General features: G+C 71.6%; 14 protein-coding genes. 7 read left to right on the plus strand and 7 right to left on the minus strand.

All coding sequences use genetic code 11. From position 1 onward, the window contains the following. Window positions 1-61: 61 nt before the first annotated feature. Window positions 62-1,516 (plus strand): MFS transporter, encoded by a 1,455-nt coding sequence (locus KUM49_RS28640; RefSeq protein WP_217239856.1) that lies wholly within the window; start codon window positions 62-64, stop codon window positions 1,514-1,516. Window positions 1,517-2,245: 729 nt separating this feature from the next. Here KUM49_RS28640 and KUM49_RS28645 read toward each other — a convergent pair. Next, window positions 2,246-6,904 (minus strand): cation-translocating P-type ATPase, encoded by a 4,659-nt coding sequence (locus KUM49_RS28645; protein ID WP_217239857.1) that lies wholly within the window; start codon window positions 6,902-6,904, stop codon window positions 2,246-2,248. A 9-nt stretch (window positions 6,905-6,913) separates the two neighbouring features. Beyond that, window positions 6,914-7,441 (minus strand): hypothetical protein, encoded by a 528-nt coding sequence (locus tag KUM49_RS28650; RefSeq protein WP_217239858.1) that lies wholly within the window; start codon window positions 7,439-7,441, stop codon window positions 6,914-6,916. A 235-nt stretch (window positions 7,442-7,676) separates the two neighbouring features. Here KUM49_RS28650 and KUM49_RS28655 point away from each other — a divergent pair, with 235 nt between their 5' ends. Continuing rightward, window positions 7,677-7,883 carry a hypothetical protein gene (locus KUM49_RS28655; RefSeq protein WP_217239859.1) on the plus strand — a complete coding sequence of 69 codons (207 nt, stop codon included), beginning with the start codon at window positions 7,677-7,679 and terminating at the stop codon, window positions 7,881-7,883. 6 nt (window positions 7,884-7,889) lie between these two features. Here KUM49_RS28655 and KUM49_RS28660 read toward each other — a convergent pair whose 3' ends face one another. The 3 genes from KUM49_RS28660 to KUM49_RS28670 form a co-directional block, all read right to left on the minus strand. Further along, window positions 7,890-8,312 (minus strand): VOC family protein, encoded by a 423-nt coding sequence (locus tag KUM49_RS28660; protein WP_217239860.1) that lies wholly within the window; start codon window positions 8,310-8,312, stop codon window positions 7,890-7,892. 68 nt (window positions 8,313-8,380) lie between these two features. Further along, window positions 8,381-8,971 (minus strand): TetR family transcriptional regulator, encoded by a 591-nt coding sequence (locus KUM49_RS28665; protein WP_217239861.1) that lies wholly within the window; start codon window positions 8,969-8,971, stop codon window positions 8,381-8,383. A gap of 25 nt (window positions 8,972-8,996) precedes the next feature. Continuing rightward, entirely contained in the window at window positions 8,997-10,013 is a 1,017-nt protein-coding gene (locus tag KUM49_RS28670) for an aldo/keto reductase (RefSeq protein WP_217239862.1), read from the minus strand. Between the two features lie 225 nt (window positions 10,014-10,238). Between KUM49_RS28670 and KUM49_RS28675 the strand changes: the two genes are divergently transcribed. Beyond that, window positions 10,239-11,351 carry an endonuclease/exonuclease/phosphatase family protein gene (locus tag KUM49_RS28675; protein ID WP_217239863.1) on the plus strand — a complete coding sequence of 371 codons (1,113 nt, stop codon included), beginning with the start codon at window positions 10,239-10,241 and terminating at the stop codon, window positions 11,349-11,351. A 49-nt stretch (window positions 11,352-11,400) separates the two neighbouring features. Here the strand turns inward: KUM49_RS28675 and KUM49_RS28680 are convergent, their stop codons facing one another. After that, window positions 11,401-12,783, minus strand: coding sequence for a glycine--tRNA ligase (locus KUM49_RS28680; RefSeq protein ID WP_217239864.1), 1,383 nt, complete (start codon window positions 12,781-12,783; stop codon window positions 11,401-11,403). 162 nt (window positions 12,784-12,945) lie between these two features. On the opposite strand from KUM49_RS28680, the gene KUM49_RS28685 reads away from it, so the two are divergent. The 4 genes from KUM49_RS28685 to KUM49_RS28700 are packed head-to-tail and all read left to right on the plus strand — an operon-like array spanning window position 12,946 to window position 16,066. After that, a complete protein-coding gene (locus KUM49_RS28685; protein ID WP_217239865.1) occupies window positions 12,946-13,902 on the plus strand; it encodes a metal ABC transporter solute-binding protein, Zn/Mn family in 957 nt (318 codons plus the stop codon). Window positions 13,903-13,919: 17 nt separating this feature from the next. Continuing rightward, window positions 13,920-14,687: a metal ABC transporter ATP-binding protein gene (locus KUM49_RS28690; RefSeq protein WP_217239866.1), complete on the plus strand. Its 768-nt coding sequence runs from the start codon at window positions 13,920-13,922 to the stop codon at window positions 14,685-14,687. Beyond that, on the plus strand, window positions 14,687-15,589 hold the full coding sequence (locus KUM49_RS28695; protein WP_217239867.1) for a metal ABC transporter permease: 903 nt from the start codon (window positions 14,687-14,689) through the stop codon (window positions 15,587-15,589). The genes KUM49_RS28690 and KUM49_RS28695 overlap by 1 nt, the downstream gene beginning before the upstream one ends. A 60-nt stretch (window positions 15,590-15,649) precedes the next feature. Then, window positions 15,650-16,066 carry a Fur family transcriptional regulator gene (locus KUM49_RS28700; protein ID WP_217239868.1) on the plus strand — a complete coding sequence of 139 codons (417 nt, stop codon included), beginning with the start codon at window positions 15,650-15,652 and terminating at the stop codon, window positions 16,064-16,066. A gap of 120 nt (window positions 16,067-16,186) precedes the next feature. Here the strand turns inward: KUM49_RS28700 and KUM49_RS28705 are convergent, their stop codons facing one another. Next, window positions 16,187-17,020 (minus strand): isoprenyl transferase, encoded by an 834-nt coding sequence (locus KUM49_RS28705; protein WP_217239869.1) that lies wholly within the window; start codon window positions 17,018-17,020, stop codon window positions 16,187-16,189. Window positions 17,021-17,043: the final 23 nt, after the last annotated feature.

The following is a 17,043-nucleotide window of genomic DNA, read 5'->3' on the forward strand; positions in this document are numbered from 1 at the left end:
GAGGTGATCCTGCGGCAGTCGTTAGTTAGACGCACTATCGATATCGGCTACGCTGGAACGCATGCCCGAGCTCAGCCATCGTCGACGCATGCTCGTCCTCGCGATCTGCTGCATGAGCCTGCTGATCGTGAGCCTCGACAACACCGCCCTGAACGTCGCCCTGCCGTCCATGCAGAGGGAGTTGCACGCCAGTACGGCGGGCCTGCAGTGGACCATCGACGGCTACACCCTGGTCCTCGCCTCCCTGCTGATGCTCGCCGGATCCACCGCCGACCGGATCGGCCGCAAGCGGGTGTTCATGGCGGGTCTGATCGTCTTCACCCTCGGCTCGGCCCTGTGCTCCGTCGCCCCGAACCTGGAGATGCTGGTCGCCTTCCGCATGGTGCAGGCGGTGGGCGGTTCCATGCTCAACCCCGTCGCCATGTCGATCATCACGAACACGTTCACGGACCCGCGCGAGCGGGCGCGGGCGATCGGTGCGTGGGGTGCGGTGGTCGGCATCTCCATGGCGGCGGGCCCGCTGGTCGGAGGGCTGCTGGTGGAGTCCGTAGGCTGGCGGTCGATCTTCTGGGTCAATCTGCCGGTGGGGCTCGCCGCTCTGCTGCTCACGCTGCGCTACGTCTCCGAGTCCCGCGCGCCCAAGGCCCGGCGGCCCGACCCGGTCGGCCAGGTCATGGTGATCGCCCTGTTCGCTTCCCTTACCTACGCGATCATCGAGGCGCCGAACGCCGGGTTCACCTCGGTCCTGCCGTTCGCCGCGCTGGCGGTGGCCGCGCTGGCGGGACTCCTGTGGTACGAGCCCCGGCGCGACGAACCCCTCATCGACCTGCGGTTCTTCCGGTCGGCGCCGTTCAGTGGGGCGACGGTGATCGCGATCGCCGGGTTCGCCGGGCTGGGCGGGTTCCTGTTCCTGTCGACGCTGTACCTGCAGAACGTGCGGGGGCTGGACGCGTTGCACGCGGGGCTGTGGATGCTGCCGATGGCCGTACCGACGTTCCTGTGCGCGCCGTTGTCCGGGCGGCTGGTCGGGTCTGTCGGGCCGCGGATCCCGCTGGTGATCGCGGGTGTGGCGATGACCGCGAGTGGTGTCCTGTTCGCCGGGTTCGAGGGCGAGACGTCCAATGTCACGCTGGCCGTCGGGTACGTGCTGTTCGGGGTCGGGTTCGGGTTCGTCAACGCACCGATCACGAACACGGCCGTGTCGGGGATGCCGCGCGCGCAGGCCGGCGTGGCCGCCGCCGTCGCCTCCACCAGCCGCCAGTTGGGGCAGACGCTCGGGGTCGCGGTGGTGGGGGCGGTGCTGGCCGCGGGCGTGGGGTCGTCGTCGTACCGGGAGGTCTTCGTGTCTGCCGCTCGGCCGGGGTGGTGGATTCTTGCGGGGTGCGGGCTTGTGGTGCTGGTGCTGGGGGCGGTGACCAGTGGGCCTTGGGCTCGGCGGACGGCCCAGCGGACGGCTGAGCGGTTGGAGTCCGCGGAGGTTCGGTCCGCTGCGGGGGTCGGCGCTTCAGCGCCGTAGGTCTTCGTGGTGGGGCGGCGACTGACGGGCCGCCTGGGGCTGGTCGCGCCCACACGGCGGAACCGCACATCGACACAGCCCCGCGCCCCTTGGGCGCTTCAGCGCCGTAGGGGCGCGCTCGTACGGCGACTGACGGGCCGCCTGGGGCTGGCCGCGCCCACACGGCGGAACCGCACATCTACACAGCCCCGCGCCCCTTGGGCGCTTCAGCGCCGTGGGGGTCGTTGCTCGTACGGCGGCTGCGGGCCGTCTGTGGCTGATCGCGCCCACACGGCGGAACCGCACATCTACACAGCCCCGCGCCCCTTGGGCGCTTCAGCGCCGTGGGGGTCGTTGCTCGTACGGCGGCTGCGGGCCGTCTGTGGCTGATCGCGCCCACACGGCGGAACCGCACATCTACACAGCCCCGCGCCCCTTGGGCGCTTCAGCGCCGTAGGGGCACGCTCGCACGGCGACTGACGGGCCGCCTGGGGCTGGCCGCGCCCACACGGCGGAACCGCACATCGACACAGCCCCGCGCCCCTTGGACGCTTCAGCGCCGTAGGGGCGCGCTCGTACGGCGACTGACGGGCCGCCTGGGGCTGGCCGCGCCCACACGGCGGAACCGCACATCGACACAGCCCCGCGCCCCTTGGGCGCTTCAGCGCCGTGGGGGTCGTTGCTCGTACGGCGGCTGCGGGCCGTCTGTGGCTGGTCGCGCAGTTCCCCGCGCCCCTTAGGCGTGTCTCCTCAGCCCCACTGATCGGCCAAGGCCGGCCAACGCTTCAGCAGCGCCTCCTCCACCGCCGGTAGGGCCCTCTGACCCGTCAGTGCCACCGCTATAGCCGCCAGTACGCCCGCCCAGGCCATCGGGCCCAGGGGGGTGCAGCCGAAGAGCTGGCTTGCGCCTGGGGTTTGTACCAGGGCGAAGAGGGCCACCGCCGAGCCCAGGGACGTGAAGCGGACCAGGGGACTGTCCCGGCGGTCGGCCAGGGTCTGGGCCAGTTGGGTGCCCACCACCGCGCACAGGGCCATCGTGGTCGAGCGGCGGGCCGTGCCCGGGGTGAAGCGGCCGAAGAGCCAGGCCACGGTGGCGCCGAGGCAGGTGGTGAGGGCCCGGTGGCGGATCTGGCGGATGAGGGGGGCACCGAGCAGCGCCGCGCCCAGGGGTTCGTCGGGTTCCGCCGCTGTGGACTCGTCCTTTTCCGTCGGGGTCACCGCCACCGCCATCGCCGGGAACAGGTCCGTGAACAGGTTGACCAGAAGCATCTGGCGGGTGGACAGGGGCGCGGCGCCGGACAGGACGGTGCCGAGGATGCCGAAGCCGACCTCACCCGCGTTGCCGCCGATGAGGATGGCGATGGCGTCGGCGACGCTGTGCCACAGGGCGCGGCCCTCCTGGACCGCCTCGATGAGCACCGACAGGTCGTCGCCGGTGACGACGAGGTCGGCGGCGTTGCGGGCGGCGGCCGAGCCGCGGGCGTTGATGCCGACGCCGATGTCGGCGGCGCGGATGGCGGCGGCGTCGTTGGCGCCGTCGCCGACCATGCCGACGACCCGGCCGGCGTCCCTGAGGGCCTCGACGACCTGGAGTTTCTGCTCGGGCGCGACCCGGGCGACGACGTCGGCGTCCCGCAGCATCCGGGAGCGGACCGTGCGGTCGGCGGCGGCGAGTTCGTCACCGGTGACCACGTTCGCGTCGTCCGGCCAGCCGAGGTCGACGGCGATGGCGTGGGCGGTCTGCGGGTGGTCGCCGGTCAGCACGACGGGCCGTACGCCCGCCTCGCGCAGCCCGCGGACCAGCGCCGGGGACGTCTCGCGCGCCACGTCGGCGAGCGCGAGCAGTCCGGTGAACTCCAGGTCCCGCAGGGGCTCTTCGAGTACGTCCGTCGCCTGCTCGCCCTCCTTCAGCGGGCGGACGGCCACCGCCAGGACGCGCAGGCCGTCGCCGGCCAGCGACTGGGCCCTGTCGTGGATGTGGGAGGGGAGACCGGCGCAGGTGGGCAGGACGGTCTCGGGGGCGCCCTTGACGACCAGGACCGGGGAACCGTCCCCGGCACGGCCGACGGCGGCGGCGTAACCGCGGGCGGCCTCGAAGGCAAGACCCTCGGTCTGCTCCCAGTCCGGGTCGGGTCCGGCGGCGTCCAGGACGGCCTCGTCGGTGGCGTGCACCGGGCGGACCGAGTCGCCGTTGAGGCGGGGGCAGGCGCGGGCCGCGGCCCGCAGCGTCTCTGCGGCGTCCGGCTGGTCGAGGGTGTGGACCGTACCCTCCCCGTCGGCCACCCGGACCAGGCGCAGCCGGTTCTCGGTGAGGGTGCCGGTCTTGTCGAAGCAGATCGTGTCCATGCGGCCCAGCGCCTCCAGCGTGCGCGGGGTGCGGACGAGGAGGCCGCGGCTGCTGAGCCGGCGGGCGGCGGCGAGCTGCGCCACGGTGGCCACCAGCGGCAGCCCTTCGGGTACGGCGGCCACGGCCACGGCGACTCCGCCACTGACCGCCTGCCGGATCGGCGTACCGCGCAGCAGCGACAGGCCGGTCACCGCAGCGCCGCCCGCCATCGTCAACGGCATCGCCTTGCTGGTGAGTTCCTGGAGGCGGGCCTGCACTCCGCCGGCCGGCGGGACGCGGGCGGCGAGCGAGACGGCCCGGGCGGCCTCGGTACGGTCGCCGGTCTCCACGACGACGGCCTGGGCACGTCCGGCCACCACCGTCGTCCCCTCGAAGACCATGCAGTGCCGCTCCGCCACGGGGGCGCGCGGGGTCGGGTCCATGTCCTTGTCGACCGGCAGGGACTCGCCGGTCAGCGCGGACTCGTCGACCTCGAGACCGTCCTGCCACAGCAGCCGGGCGTCGGCGGGCACCACGTCGTCGGTCTTGAGGTCGATGACGTCGCCGGGACTGAGCTTGGCGGCGTCGACGAGGTGTGCCGACTCCCCCTCGTCGTCGTCGGCGACCCGTGCCTTCTGCTTCTGCTGGGCGAGCAGCCCGGACAGGGCACGCTCGGCCCGCAGCCGCTGGATGCCGCCGACCAGGGCGTTCAGGTCGAGGGCTCCGAGGACCAGCAGGGCGTCCACGGCGGACCCGAGGATCGCGGACGCGGCCGAACCGACGGCCAGGACCGGGGTCAGGGGGTCGTCCAGCTCGCCGCGCACGGCCCGGGCGAGCTGCCACGACCAGCGCGCGGGAGCCAGCGCGGGCTGTCGTACGACGCTGTCGGCGGCCGTACGCGCCCGGGCGGTCGCCTGTTCGACGGGAGTCGGCTCCGGGGGCGCCTGCCGCTCCAGCCGGTCGCGTACGTCGTCCGGGTGCAGGGCGTGCCAGGACACCCGCGGCCGGGGGTGCGGGGCGCGGGCCGCGGCGACGCCGAGGGCCGCGCGGACCCCCGAGAACAGGGCGGCGGCTGCGCCGAGGTCGACCGGCGCGTGCGGGAGGCCGGGCAGAGGTGAACCACCGCCGCCCTTGCGGGACTCGCCGATCGCCACGAGCAGGCCGGACAGCGCGGCACCGGACCGGGCCAGGGTCTGTGACCGGCGGCCGACGCCACGCGCCGCCGGAATGGCGATCAGCAGCCGCCACACGTCGGCGAGGCCGTGCGGGGCGAGGACGTCCGCGCCCCACACCACCTGGCCGTCCTCGTCGGTGAGGGCGACGGCCACGTCACCGCGGAGGAGTCCGTAGGTGACGTGCGCGTCCTCGTGCGGGCGGGGGCGGGCGACGGTGACGACACCGCCCTCCTCGCGCAGTTCGTCCACCACCTCGCTCAGCGGCCGGTCCGCGTCCACGACCTGGTCGGCCAGGCCGGTGAAGTCGGCGAGCGCGGGATCGTCGACGACCACGACCCGCAGCCCGGCCCGGCGGGCGGCGTCCAGGACGGCCTCGGCCCACGGGTCCGCGCCCGCGCCGGGTGTCCTGAGCGCACTGGGATGCAGCACGACCGTGCCGGCCATTTCCAGCTGCCGCAGCCGGTCCGGGTCCCGCACGAGCACGCCCGCGCGGGACAGGGCACCGCTCAGGACGGCGTGGAAGGCGGCGGGCCCGTACCGCGCGGCCTTGGGTGAGCCGGCCAGGACGGCCTCGGCCGCCTCGCCGAGGTTGTGCTTGACGAGCAGGGCCGCCGCCGCGCCCAGGACACTGCCGGTCGAGGCGTGGGCGGCGTACTCCTGGGCCGGGGACGTCCGCAGCGGCGGGCGTACGCCCGGATCCGCGGGCACACTGTCCCGGCCGGGCGCGCACAGGTGGTCGTGCACGGTCTCGAAGGCGGCCGTCCGCACCACCGCCTCCGCCAGCTGGCAGCTGCGCAGGACCCCGTCGAGCAGCAGCGAGGTCGGGGAGTGGCCGGCGCCGTGCACGGCCGCGTTCGCGGCGGCGAGTACGACCTCCATGCGGGCGTTGCCCAGACGGGCGCGCAGCCAGGAGCGGAAGCGGGGGTTCTCGCGCAGCAGCGTGACCATGGCCGTCACCAGACGCGGCGAGGCCGGCATCCGCAGCGCGGACCCCGCCAGGGCGACCGCCACCCCCACCACGTCGGCGGCGAGCGCCTCGGCGACAGTGCGCACGGAGGCGGGATCACCGGGGTGGTCCATCTCCTCGACGGTGTCGTCGGCGGCCATCGGCACCAGCCCGTACCGCTCGGCCAGCGCCGCCGCCCGCTCCACGACCCGATCACTCACGGCTTCCTCGGTCGCCGCCACCACCAGCCGGGCCAGCCCTTGATCCCAGTAGGCGAAGGCGACATCCGGATGCTCGGCGAGAGCGACGGCCACCCGCCGGGCGAGGTGTTCGGTGTGGTGGGCGTGCCCGCCGTGCCCACCTCCACCCTCGTCCCGACCGGCCACACGCTCCACACCGACCCCTGGGCGGCCCGCGTCGCCCGGTTCGGTCGCCGGGTACAGCCCTTCATCGGCCTGACCGGCCACGCGCGCCGCGCCCGCGCCCGGGTGGCCTGCGCCGCCCGGCTCCGCCGCCGGATACTGCCCCTCGCCGGGCCGCTCGACCACGCGCGCCTCGCCAACGCCGGGGTGGCCCGCGTCGCCCGGCCCCGCCGTCGGGTACAGCCCGTCGTCGAACGTGTCGGTGCTCCGGGCCGCGTCGCCTGCGTTCTCCGCGCGCTCCGCCGCCTCTTCCGCCCGGTGGGCTGCCTGGCGGAGTTCCTCCGGGGTGGCCTGTCGTAGGGCCAGGTGGGTTCGGGTGCCGGTGTGCCAGTGGCGGGGGGCGCCCGGGAGGGCCGCGCGGGTGACGCGGGCCGCGCGGAGCGCGAAGTCGGCGCTGCGCACGCCCGCCCGGGCCGTGCCCGCCACCGCGCCGGCGGCGACGCCCACGGCGGGTGCCGTACCCCGGGCGAGCAGGCGCGGGCCGGCCAGGACGAGCCCGGCGGCTGCTGCTGTGGGACGGGAGAGAAGTCCTGCGCTCATCGCTCGCCCTCAGCCGTTCGTGCGGGCGCGTCGCGCCGTCGTCGAGCCACTCGGCCCGCTGCTCCCGCCGCTCCCGGAGGAGGACGCTGTGGGCAACTTGTCGGAGGGCGTGGGGGGTACCGCCGTGTCCGCCGCGGACGACCTGCCGGAGGTCGAGGCCGGCGCTTGTGGTGTCGGCGGCGTGCCGGACGCCGCGCCCGCACGTGCCGTACTTCCGACGGCCTCCGCCTGCTCCTCCGTCTGCTCCTTCTCCTTGGCCTGCTCCTTCTCCTGAGTCTCCTCCCGCCGCGGCTGCGTCAGCCACGCCACCGCCGCTCCGGTGATCGCGACGGGCCACTCCACGACTCCCGCGACGCCGAGTACCCCGGCGCCCGTGTACACGGCGATCCGCCGCCCGCGCGGCGACACCGCTCCGATCTTGTCCAGCGCGTCCTCGGCCGCGCGGCCCACCATTCCGGCACCGGGTACCACGCGCAGTACCGAGGCGGCCGCCCGCAGCGGCTGCGGGAGATTCTGCGTCGACTTCTGCTCGGCCATGACTCTCCTCGGGTCGGTGCCTCACCTTTCGGGGACCGAGTTCCCGCACTTCGGAGAGTCATCCCGGGTCCGGGGGATCACCTCAGACCCGTGGGAACTCCCGGGGCGAGGCCAGAACACGGGTTGGCCAACTCAATGTGAAGGATCCCCTGTTGATGTTGGTCTTGCTGCACACTCCTTGCTGCGTCAACAGGCTCTGTCAACCGACTCACAGGGCACGGCCTCTGGAGGCAGCATGCTGGAGATCAACACGAGCAAGGTGAGCCGGTGGGACCAGCACGGGCGTGAGCACGTCGTGCGGGTGGAGCGTGCCGGAATGCAGCGCACGATCAGATGCGAAACGTGCGGCTGGCGCAAGGGAGCGCAGTTCCTGCCGTGGCTGAAGGCGGAGGAGCACCTGGCGGAGGAGCACCAGGCAACGGTGGATCCGGCCGGGGCGTAGCGTCCTCTACTCGCCGAGCTCGGTGAAGAGTGTCAGCTGCAGCGCGCCCGGTGCCTCCAGCCGGGAGTTCAGCGAGTTCCAGGGGGTGCGGGTCGGCTCGGCGATCACCTCGGCTCCCGCGGCGGCCAGCTTCTCGGTCGTGGCGGTCGAGTCGTCGACCTGGAAGGCGACCCGGATGTGGCCGGCCACGCGCCGCCCGACCTCGACCTCGTCGATGAAGGCGGCGTGGTTCGGATCGGTCAGCTCCAGGGTGGCCCGGCCGGCGTCGAGGATGGTCACCCGTCCGTCGGCGGAGGCGAACGCGCCGCGTTCGGGCAGTCCGAGGACGTCGCGGTAGAAGTGCAGCGCCGCGTCGTAGTCCGCCGCCGTGACCACCAGGCGGAGTTCACGGACAGCGGGCTCGTCGGACTTGTCGGAGATATCGGCCATGTCGGCTCCTCGAAGATCGCGGGTTCTGACTCCTCAACCCTGCGGCCGGCCGGACGATTCCCGCGAGTTCAGGCCGCGAGACCCCGCAGCAACAACTCCACCAGCGCCTCGAAGTCGCCCTCCACGCCCGGCAGTTCCCACTCCCGCGCGTAGCGCGGGTCGTGGAAGCGGACTGTCGCCTGGAAGACGGCGCGGGCGGTGGCGGCCGGATCGGGGGCCGCGAAGACACCGTCCTCCACGCCGGCCCGGACGATGCGGCTCAGCTGGGCGGTGAGGTCGGTGATGTGCTCGCCGACCGCTCCGCCGTTCTCGTCGACCAGGACCATGTACGTGGCGAACAGCTCGGGGTCGTCGCCCGCCTTGCGGCGCTTGGCCTCTAGGAGGGCCGCGAGCCAGTCGCGGATGCGCTGCGCGGGGTCCCGCCCAAAGTCGGCGGCGATTCCGGCCAGGGACGCGGACGTGCGGTCCAGCCATCGCTTGGTGACCGCCTCCCGCAGTGCCGCCTTCGTGCGGAAGTGGCGGTAGACGCTGCCGTGGCTGACGCCGAGCGCGCGGGCCACGTCCACCACGGTCGCCTTGGCCGGGCCGTGGCGGCGCAGCACCTCCTCGGTGGCTTCGAGGATGCGCTCGGCGGTCAGGATCTCGCTGGTCGGTGGCATGAGCAGACCGTACCCGGCGGCCGGGTCAGCGCTCGACGTGTGCCATCTGGGCGGCCGGGTAGCGTTCGCCGGCGGCGGCTCCGGCCGGTACGGCGTCCTCGATCGCGGCGAGGTCGGCCGCCTCCAGGGTGACGTCCAGCGCGCCGAGCGACTCCGCCAGCCGCTCCCGGGTGCGCGCGCCGACGAGCGGCACGATGTCGTTGCCGTGCTGCGCGCCCCGCGAGAGCACCCAGGCGATGGCGATCTGGGCGACGCTGGCGCCCTTCTGCTCGGCGATCTTCCGCAGGGCCTCGACGAGGTTCAGGTTGTGCTGGAGGTTCTCGCCCTGGAAGCGCGGGGACATCGCCCGGAAGTCGTTCGCCGCCAGCTTGCGGTCGCCGGTGAAGTGGCCGGAGATCAGTCCGCGGGAGAGGACGCCGTACGCAGTGACACCGATGCCGAGTTCCCGGGTGGTCGGCAGGATCTCGTCCTCGATGCCGCGCGAGATGAGCGAGTACTCGATCTGGAGGTCGCTGACTGGGGCGGTGGCGGCGGCCCGGCGGATGGTGTCGGCACCGACCTCGCTCAGGCCCACGTGCCGGACGTACCCCTTCTCGATCAGTTCGGAGATCGCGCCGACCGTCTCCTCGATCGGTACGGCGGGGTCGAGCCGGGCGATCCGGTAGACGTCGATGTGGTCGACGCCGAGGCGCTGGAGCGAGTACGCGGCGAAGGTCTTCACGGCGGCCGGGCGGCCGTCGTATCCGGACCAGCCGCCGTCCGGGTCGCGCAGCGCGCCGAACTTCACGCTGACCAGGGCCTGTTCACGGCGGGCGGCGGGCGCGGTGCGCAGGGCCTCGCCGATCAGCAGTTCGTTGTGGCCCATGCCGTAGAAGTCGCCGGTGTCGAGCAGGGTCACGCCCGCCTCCAGGGCGGCATGGATCGTGGCGATCGACTCGGCGCGGTCGGCGTCGCCGTACAGCGCGGACATGCCCATGCAGCCGAGACCGAGGGCTGAGACCTGGGGGCCGGTGGTTCCGAGAGTGTGCGTGTGCATCGTCATGGCACCCACCCTGACATGACGGCTGACATAGTTCAATATCTGTCAGCTGTTATCTGTCAGTTGTTATCTGTTACCCGTCACCTGATATCCGTCATCTGTCATGTGCCATCTGTCCGGTCGACGGGACGGGTACCCCGAGGACAATGGGAGCTGTCGGCGTGCAGTCACCTCGGCGGCGCCTGCCGTCGGCCGAGCGGCCCTCGCGCCGCCCCCCAGGAGGCCTGTATGAGCATCCGCATCGCCACGTTCAACATGGAGAACGTCTTCCGCCGGCCCACGGCCTTCCGCCTGGAGGACCCGGCGAAGCGCAAGGAGATCCTCGACGACTTCGCCGCGCTGGTCGCCCGCCTCGACCTGCCGGTGTACCAGGACGCCGACAAGAAGGAGATCGCCCGGCTCGTCGAGAAGCACCGGGCGTACGCCATCGACCCGCAGAACCCGCCGCCGATCTACGTCAACCAGTCCCGCCCGGGCAAGGAGTCGGGGCTGTTCAGGACGAAGGGGTCGGGGAAGAGCACCACCGTCGAGGTCACCGCCAAGGGCCGTGCCGCCTGGGCCGGCTGGGCCGAACTGGGGCGGGACGACCTCGACCTGGACGTGGTGAGGAACACCGGCCGGGTGGTCTCGGAGGTCGACGCCGACATCCTGCTCGCCGTGGAGGTCGAGGACCGGCTCACCCTGGAGCGCTTCAACACACAGGTCCTGGCCGGAGCGCTCGGCAGGCGGCCGTACCCCTACTGTCTGCTGGTCGACGGCAACGACAGCCGGGGCATCGACATCGGGATCATGAGCCGGCACCCGATCACGTCCGTGCGGCCCCATCTCTTCGACACCAACCCGGAACGTCCCGGCAAGCGCCTCTTCAGCCGCGACTGCCCCGAGTTCGAGATCCAGCTCAACGGCACGCCCCTCGTGCTCCTCGGCAACCACCTGAAGAGCAAGTCGAACGACGACCCGGAACTGCGGCTGGCCCAGGCGAAGCGGGTCGCGGAGATCTACCGGGCGGCGCTGGAGCGCACGCCGCACGTCGTCGTCGCCGGGGATCTGAACGACCACCCGGGAAGCGACGCGGCCGCGGCGCTGGAGGGCGCCGGGCTGCGGGACGTGATGACGCACCGCTCCTACGGCGGGCTGCCCGGCACGTTCGGGGAGTGCAAGAGCGAGCAGAACAAGCTCGACTACCTGCTGCTGGCGCCGGACGTGTGGCAGGAGGTGCAACACGTCGGCCTGGAGACCCGTGGCATCTTCGCGGACGACATCAAGTCCTTCGACACCGTGACCTCGAAGGGCAACGCGGCCTCCGACCACGCGGCGCTCTACGTGGACGTGGACCTGTAAACGAGTGGTTCCCCGCACCCACCCAGGGTGCGGGGAACCACGCGGACACCTAGCAGCCGATGAGACGCGCCGCCAGGTATCCCTCGATCTGGTCCAGCGACACGCGCTCCTGCTTCATCGAGTCACGCTCGCGCACGGTCACCGCGTTGTCGTCCAGGGTGTCGAAGTCGACCGTCACGCAGAACGGCGTACCGATCTCGTCCTGGCGGCGGTAGCGGCGGCCGATGGCACCGGCGTCGTCGAACTCGATGTTCCAGTTCTGCCGCAGGGTCTGGGCGAGACCCTTGGCCTTCGGGGACAGCTCGGGGTTCCTGGACAGGGGAAGCACGGCCACCTTCACCGGGGACAGCCGCGGGTCGAGGCGCAGCACCGTGCGCTTCTCCAGCTTGCCCTTGGCGTTGGGCGCCTCGTCCTCGACGTAGGCGTCGAGCAGGAAGGCCAGCATCGCGCGGCCGACACCGGCGGCCGGCTCGATGACGTACGGGGTCCAGCGCTCGCCGGCCTCCTGGTCGTAGTAGGCGAGGTCCTGGCCGGAGGCCTTGGAGTGGGCGCCGAGGTCGTAGTCGGTGCGGTTGGCGACGCCCTCCAGCTCGCCCCACTCGTTGCCGCCGAACTGGAAGCGGTACTCGATGTCGGCGGTGCGCTTGGAGTAGTGGGAGAGCTTCTCCTTCGGGTGCTCGAACCACCGCATGTTCTCTTCACGCAGGCCCAGGCCGGTGTACCAGTTCCAGCGCTGCTCCATCCAGTACTCCTGCCACGTCTCGTCCTCGCCCGGCTTGACGAAGAACTCCATCTCCATCTGCTCGAACTCGCGGGTGCGGAAGATGAAGTTGCCGGGCGTGATCTCGTTGCGGAAGGACTTGCCCATCTGCGCGATGCCGAACGGCGGCTTCTTGCGCGAAGCGGTCTGCACCTGGGCGAAGTTGGTGAAGATGCCCTGGGCGGTCTCGGGGCGCAGGTAGGCGACGGAGCCGCTGTCCTGGGTGGGGCCGAGGTGGGTGGAGAGCAGACCCGAGAACTGCTTGGGCTCGGTGAACTGTCCCTTGTTGCCGCAGTTGGGGCAGTTCACGTCCGCCAGGCCGTTCTCCGGCAGGCGGTTGTGCTTGGCCTCGTACGCCTCTTCAAGGTGGTCGGCACGGTACCGCTTGTGACACGAGGTGCACTCGGTGAGCGGGTCCGTGAAGGTGGCGACGTGGCCCGAGGCCTGCCAGACCTCGGGGGCCAGGATCACGGACGAGTCGAGGCCGACCACGTCCTCGCGCGACGTCACCATGTAGCGCCACCACTGGCGCTTGAGGTTCTCCTTGAGCTCGACACCCAGCGGCCCGTAGTCCCAGGCGGCGCGCTGACCGCCGTAGATCTCACTGCAGGGAAATACGAAGCCACGGCGCTTGCTCAGGCTGACGATGGTGTCGATCTTGTCGGCGGCCACGGTGCTCTCTTCATTACGACGACGGGCGACGAAGCGAGGATGCTTCAGAGCGAATGCTTCAGGTTACCGGCGGGGCCTCCCCTCCGATCAAATCGGTGCCTGTACAGGCCTTCTCACCACGTTTGTTGACAACGGTTTCCATATTTGTTGAAAATGAGTGTCATGAACGTACGACGACACCACATATCCGGCATCGCGGTCGCCGCTGCCACCGCCCTCGGTCTCGGCACCCTCTCCGCCTGCTCGAGCGACAGCGCGGCGGCGGGCAACACGGACAAGTTCGACGTCGTCGCCTCGTTCTACCCGATGGCCTTCCTCGCCGAGCAGATCGGCGGGGACCATGTGAACGTCACCAGTCTCACCGAGCCCGGCCAGGAGCCGCACGACCTGGAGATCAGCGCCAAGCAGACCGCGCAGCTCCAGGAGTCCGACGCGGTGCTCTACCTCAAGAACCTCCAGCCCGCCGTCGACGAGGCGGTCGGGCAGGCCGACGTCAAGAACAAGATCGACGCGGCCACGCTGACCAAGCTGGAGGACCACGGCGAGGTCGAGCACGAGCACGAGGGCGAGGAAGCGCACTCCGAGGAGGAGGAGCACGCCCTCGACCCGCACATCTGGCTCGACCCGGTGAAGTACGCCGAGGTCGCCGAGGGCGTCGCCAAGTCCTTCGAGAAGGCCGACCCGGACAACGCGGCGGACTACCGGAAGAACGCCGACGCGCTGACCAAGAAGCTCGGCGACCTGAACACCGCGTTCGCCGACGGCCTGAAGACCACCGACAGCAAGGTCTTCTTCACCAACCACGCCGCCTTCGGCTACCTCGCCGAGCGCTACGGCCTGACCCAGGAGGCCATCTCCGGCCTCGACCCGGAGAGCGAGCCCAGCCCGGCCCGGATCAAGGAACTCCAGACCGAGGCCAAGGCCGACGGCGTCACCACCGTCTTCTACGAGACACTGGTCTCCGACAAGACCGCGAAGACCCTCGCCCAGGACGCGGGCCTCAAGACGGACGTCCTCGACCCGCTCGAAGGCATCACCGAGAAGTCCAAGGGCGACGACTACTTCCAGGTCATGGAGTCCAACCTCAAGGCGCTGCAGTCCGCTCTAGGCGCCAAGTGACCCCCACGGAGGACCTCGTGAGCGAACCCGTCATCTCCCTGCGCGGCGTCCGTGCCGAGCTGGGTTCGCGCCCGGTCCTGCGCGGAATCGACCTCACCGTGTCCCGCGGTGAGGTCGTCGCGCTGCTCGGGGCCAACGGCTCCGGCAAGTCCACGGCGATCCGCACCATCATCGGCCAGGTGCCCGTCAGCGACGGCGAGATCGAGCTGTTCGGCACCCCGCGGCGCCGCTTCCGCGACTGGGCCCGCCTGGGCTACGTCCCGCAGCGCACCACGGCCGCCGGCGGCGTCCCGGCGACGGTCACCGAGATCGTCTCCTCCGGCCGCCTCTCCCGCGCCCGCTTCGGCATGCTGCGCAAGGCGGACCACGAGGCCGTACGCCGTGCGCTGGCCCTGGTCGGCATGACCGACCGCGCGAAGGACTCCGTCGACGCCCTCTCCGGCGGCCAGCACCAGCGCGTGCTGATCGCCCGCGCCCTCGCCGCCGAACCCGACCTCCTGATCATGGACGAGCCGATGGCGGGCGTGGACCTGGCGAGCCAGGAGGTGCTGGCGTCGACCCTGCGCGAACAGGTCGGCCAGGGCACGTCCGTCCTGCTCGTCCTGCACGAACTGGGCCCCCTGGAACCCTTGATCGACCGGGCCGTCGTCCTGCGCGACGGCTGTGTCATGCACGACGGCCCGCCCCCGCACGCCCTCGGCCAGCACGCGCTGCCCGGCCACGACCACGTACACCCGCACGCGGCCCACGACGCCGAACCGATCCGCACAGGACTGCTGAGCTGATGGACCTCCTGAACTACGCCTTCATGCAGCGGGCGCTCCTGGCCGCGGTCCTGGTCGGCATCACGGCCCCGGCCGTCGGCATCTACCTCGTCCAGCGCCGCCAGGCCCTGATGGGCGACGGCATCGGCCACGTGGCGATGACCGGCGTCGGCCTGGGCTTCCTGCTGTCCTGGTCACCGGTGTGGATGGCCACGCTCGTGTCCGTGCTCGGCGCGGTCACCATGGAACTGATCCGCTGGTACGGCAGGACGCGCGGCGACATCGCCCTCGCGATGCTCTTCTACGGCGGCATGGCCGGCGGTGTGATGCTCATCAACCTCGCGCCGTCGGGCTCGAACGCGAACCTGATGTCGTACCTCTTCGGCTCCCTGTCGACGGTGAGCGAGTCGGACATCACGGCGATCTGCGTTCTGGCCGCCTTCGTGTTGTTGGTCACCCTCGGTCTGCGCCGCCAGCTGTTCGCGGTGAGCCAGGACGAGGAGTTCGCGCGGGTCACGGGCCTGCCGGTGCGTGCCCTGAACCTGCTGACGGCGATCACCGCGGCGGTCACGGTCACCGTCGCGATGCGCGTGGTCGGCCTGCTGCTGGTGTCGGCGCTGATGGTGGTGCCGGTCGCGGCCGCGCAGCAGCTGAGCCGCAGCTTCGCGGCCACGTTCGCGATCGCGGTGGGCATCGGGATCTCGGTGACGGTCGGCGGCACCGCGACCTCGTACTACCAGGACGTGCCGCCCGGCGCGACGATCGTCCTGCTCGCCATTGCGGCGTTCGTCCTGCTGACCGCGCTGGCGACCCCGCTGGCCCGGCGGCGCGCGCGGGCACAGGCGGCGACGCAGCCCGCCGGAGATCCCGCGGAATGTGTGATTCCGGCCAGCCGGGGATCCGGCGGAGAGGTCGGCGTCTGACCACTGACAGGCCGGACTGGCACAATGGCCCGGCAGGTGCAGACGTTAAGGAGGCAACCGGTGACGACCGCAGGACCGTCCGTGAAGGGCCGCGCAACCCGGCAGCGGGCCGCCGTGGCGGCGGCCCTCGACGAGGTCGACGAATTCCGCAGTGCCCAGGATCTCCACGACATGCTCAAGCACAAGGGCGACTCGGTCGGGCTGACCACGGTCTACCGCACGCTCCAGTCCCTCGCCGACGCCGGCGAGGTCGACGTCCTGCGCACCTCCGACGGCGAGTCCGTCTACCGCCGCTGCTCCACCGGGGACCACCACCATCACCTCGTCTGCCGCGTCTGCGGCAAGGCCGTGGAGGTGGAGGGCCCGGCGGTGGAGACCTGGGCCGAGGCCATCGCATCGGAACACGGATTCGTGAACGTGGCCCACACGGTGGAGATCTTCGGCACGTGCGAGGACTGCGCGGCAAAGACGGCATAGCTGCATAGCTGCGGGCAGTCGTGCCGCTGGGCGGCACAGGTGGGCGCAGCGGCACCCCGTCAGCGCCGGGCTGCGCACCCACCCCCGGCCGGCAGCAGCGCCGGGCGCCTGCCAGGCCGACTACTCCTGCTTGCCCTCCATGGCAAGCAGCTCCTCGTTCGGGATGGCCCCACCGAAGCGCCGGTCCCGCTGGGCGAACTCCAGGCAGGCCCGCCACAGATCCCGCCGGTCGAAGTCCGGCCACAGCACGTTCTGGAAGACCATCTCGGCGTAGGCGCTCTGCCAGAGCAGGTAGTTGGAGGTGCGCTGCTCGCCGCTCGGCCGCAGGAACAGGTCCACGTCCGGCATGTCCGGGTAGTACAGGTACTTCTGGATGGTCTTCTCGGTGATCTTGGACGGGTCGAGCCGGCCGGCCTTCACGTCCTCCGCCATGGCCTGCATCGCGTCCGCGAGCTCGGCCCGGCCGCCGTAGTTCATGCAGAAGTACAGCGTCAGCTTGTCGTTGTCCTTCGTCTGCTCCTGGGCGACCTGGAGCTCCTTGGCGACGGACTTCCACAGCCTGGGCATGCGGCCCACCCAGCGCACCCGGATCCCGAGCTCGTCGAGCTGGTCGCGGGTCTTGCGGATGAAGTCGCGGTTGAAGTTCATCAGGAAGCGCACCTCGTCCGGCGACCGCTTCCAGTTCTCGGTGGAGAAGGCGTACAGGGAGATGTTCTTCACACCCTGCTCGATCGCGCCCTGGAGCACGTCCAGCACCCGCTCGGCACCGACCTTGTGCCCCTCCGTGCGCGGCAGACCGCGCTCCTTGGCCCAGCGGCCGTTCCCGTCCATGACGATCGCCACATGGGTGGGCACCAGCTCACCGGGTAGCTTCGGCGGGCGGGCCCCGGACGGGTGCGGCTCCGGCGTCTTGTACTCACGGCGCTGACGCCCCAGGATCCCGCGTACGGCCATGGTGCTTCTCGTCTCCTCGTGCT

Origin of the sequence: Streptomyces sp. AC555_RSS877 (assembly GCF_019049245.1) — a bacterium.
Classification (GTDB): Bacteria; Actinomycetota; Actinomycetes; order Streptomycetales; family Streptomycetaceae; genus Streptomyces.

Coding starts and splice junctions, on each gene's coding strand:
- KUM49_RS28640 (WP_217239856.1), top strand. CDS start 62: ATGCCCGAGCTCAGCCATCGTCGACGCATGCTCGTCCTCGCGATCTGC.
- KUM49_RS28645 (WP_217239857.1), bottom strand. CDS start 6,904: ATGAGCGCAGGACTTCTCTCCCGTCCCACAGCAGCAGCCGCCGGGCTC.
- KUM49_RS28650 (WP_217239858.1), bottom strand. CDS start 7,441: ATGGCCGAGCAGAAGTCGACGCAGAATCTCCCGCAGCCGCTGCGGGCG.
- KUM49_RS28655 (WP_217239859.1), top strand. CDS start 7,677: ATGCTGGAGATCAACACGAGCAAGGTGAGCCGGTGGGACCAGCACGGG.
- KUM49_RS28660 (WP_217239860.1), bottom strand. CDS start 8,312: ATGGCCGATATCTCCGACAAGTCCGACGAGCCCGCTGTCCGTGAACTC.
- KUM49_RS28665 (WP_217239861.1), bottom strand. CDS start 8,971: ATGCCACCGACCAGCGAGATCCTGACCGCCGAGCGCATCCTCGAAGCC.
- KUM49_RS28670 (WP_217239862.1), bottom strand. CDS start 10,013: ATGACGATGCACACGCACACTCTCGGAACCACCGGCCCCCAGGTCTCA.
- KUM49_RS28675 (WP_217239863.1), top strand. CDS start 10,239: ATGAGCATCCGCATCGCCACGTTCAACATGGAGAACGTCTTCCGCCGG.
- KUM49_RS28685 (WP_217239865.1), top strand. CDS start 12,946: ATGAACGTACGACGACACCACATATCCGGCATCGCGGTCGCCGCTGCC.
- KUM49_RS28695 (WP_217239867.1), top strand. CDS start 14,687: ATGGACCTCCTGAACTACGCCTTCATGCAGCGGGCGCTCCTGGCCGCG.
- KUM49_RS28705 (WP_217239869.1), bottom strand. CDS start 17,020: ATGGCCGTACGCGGGATCCTGGGGCGTCAGCGCCGTGAGTACAAGACG.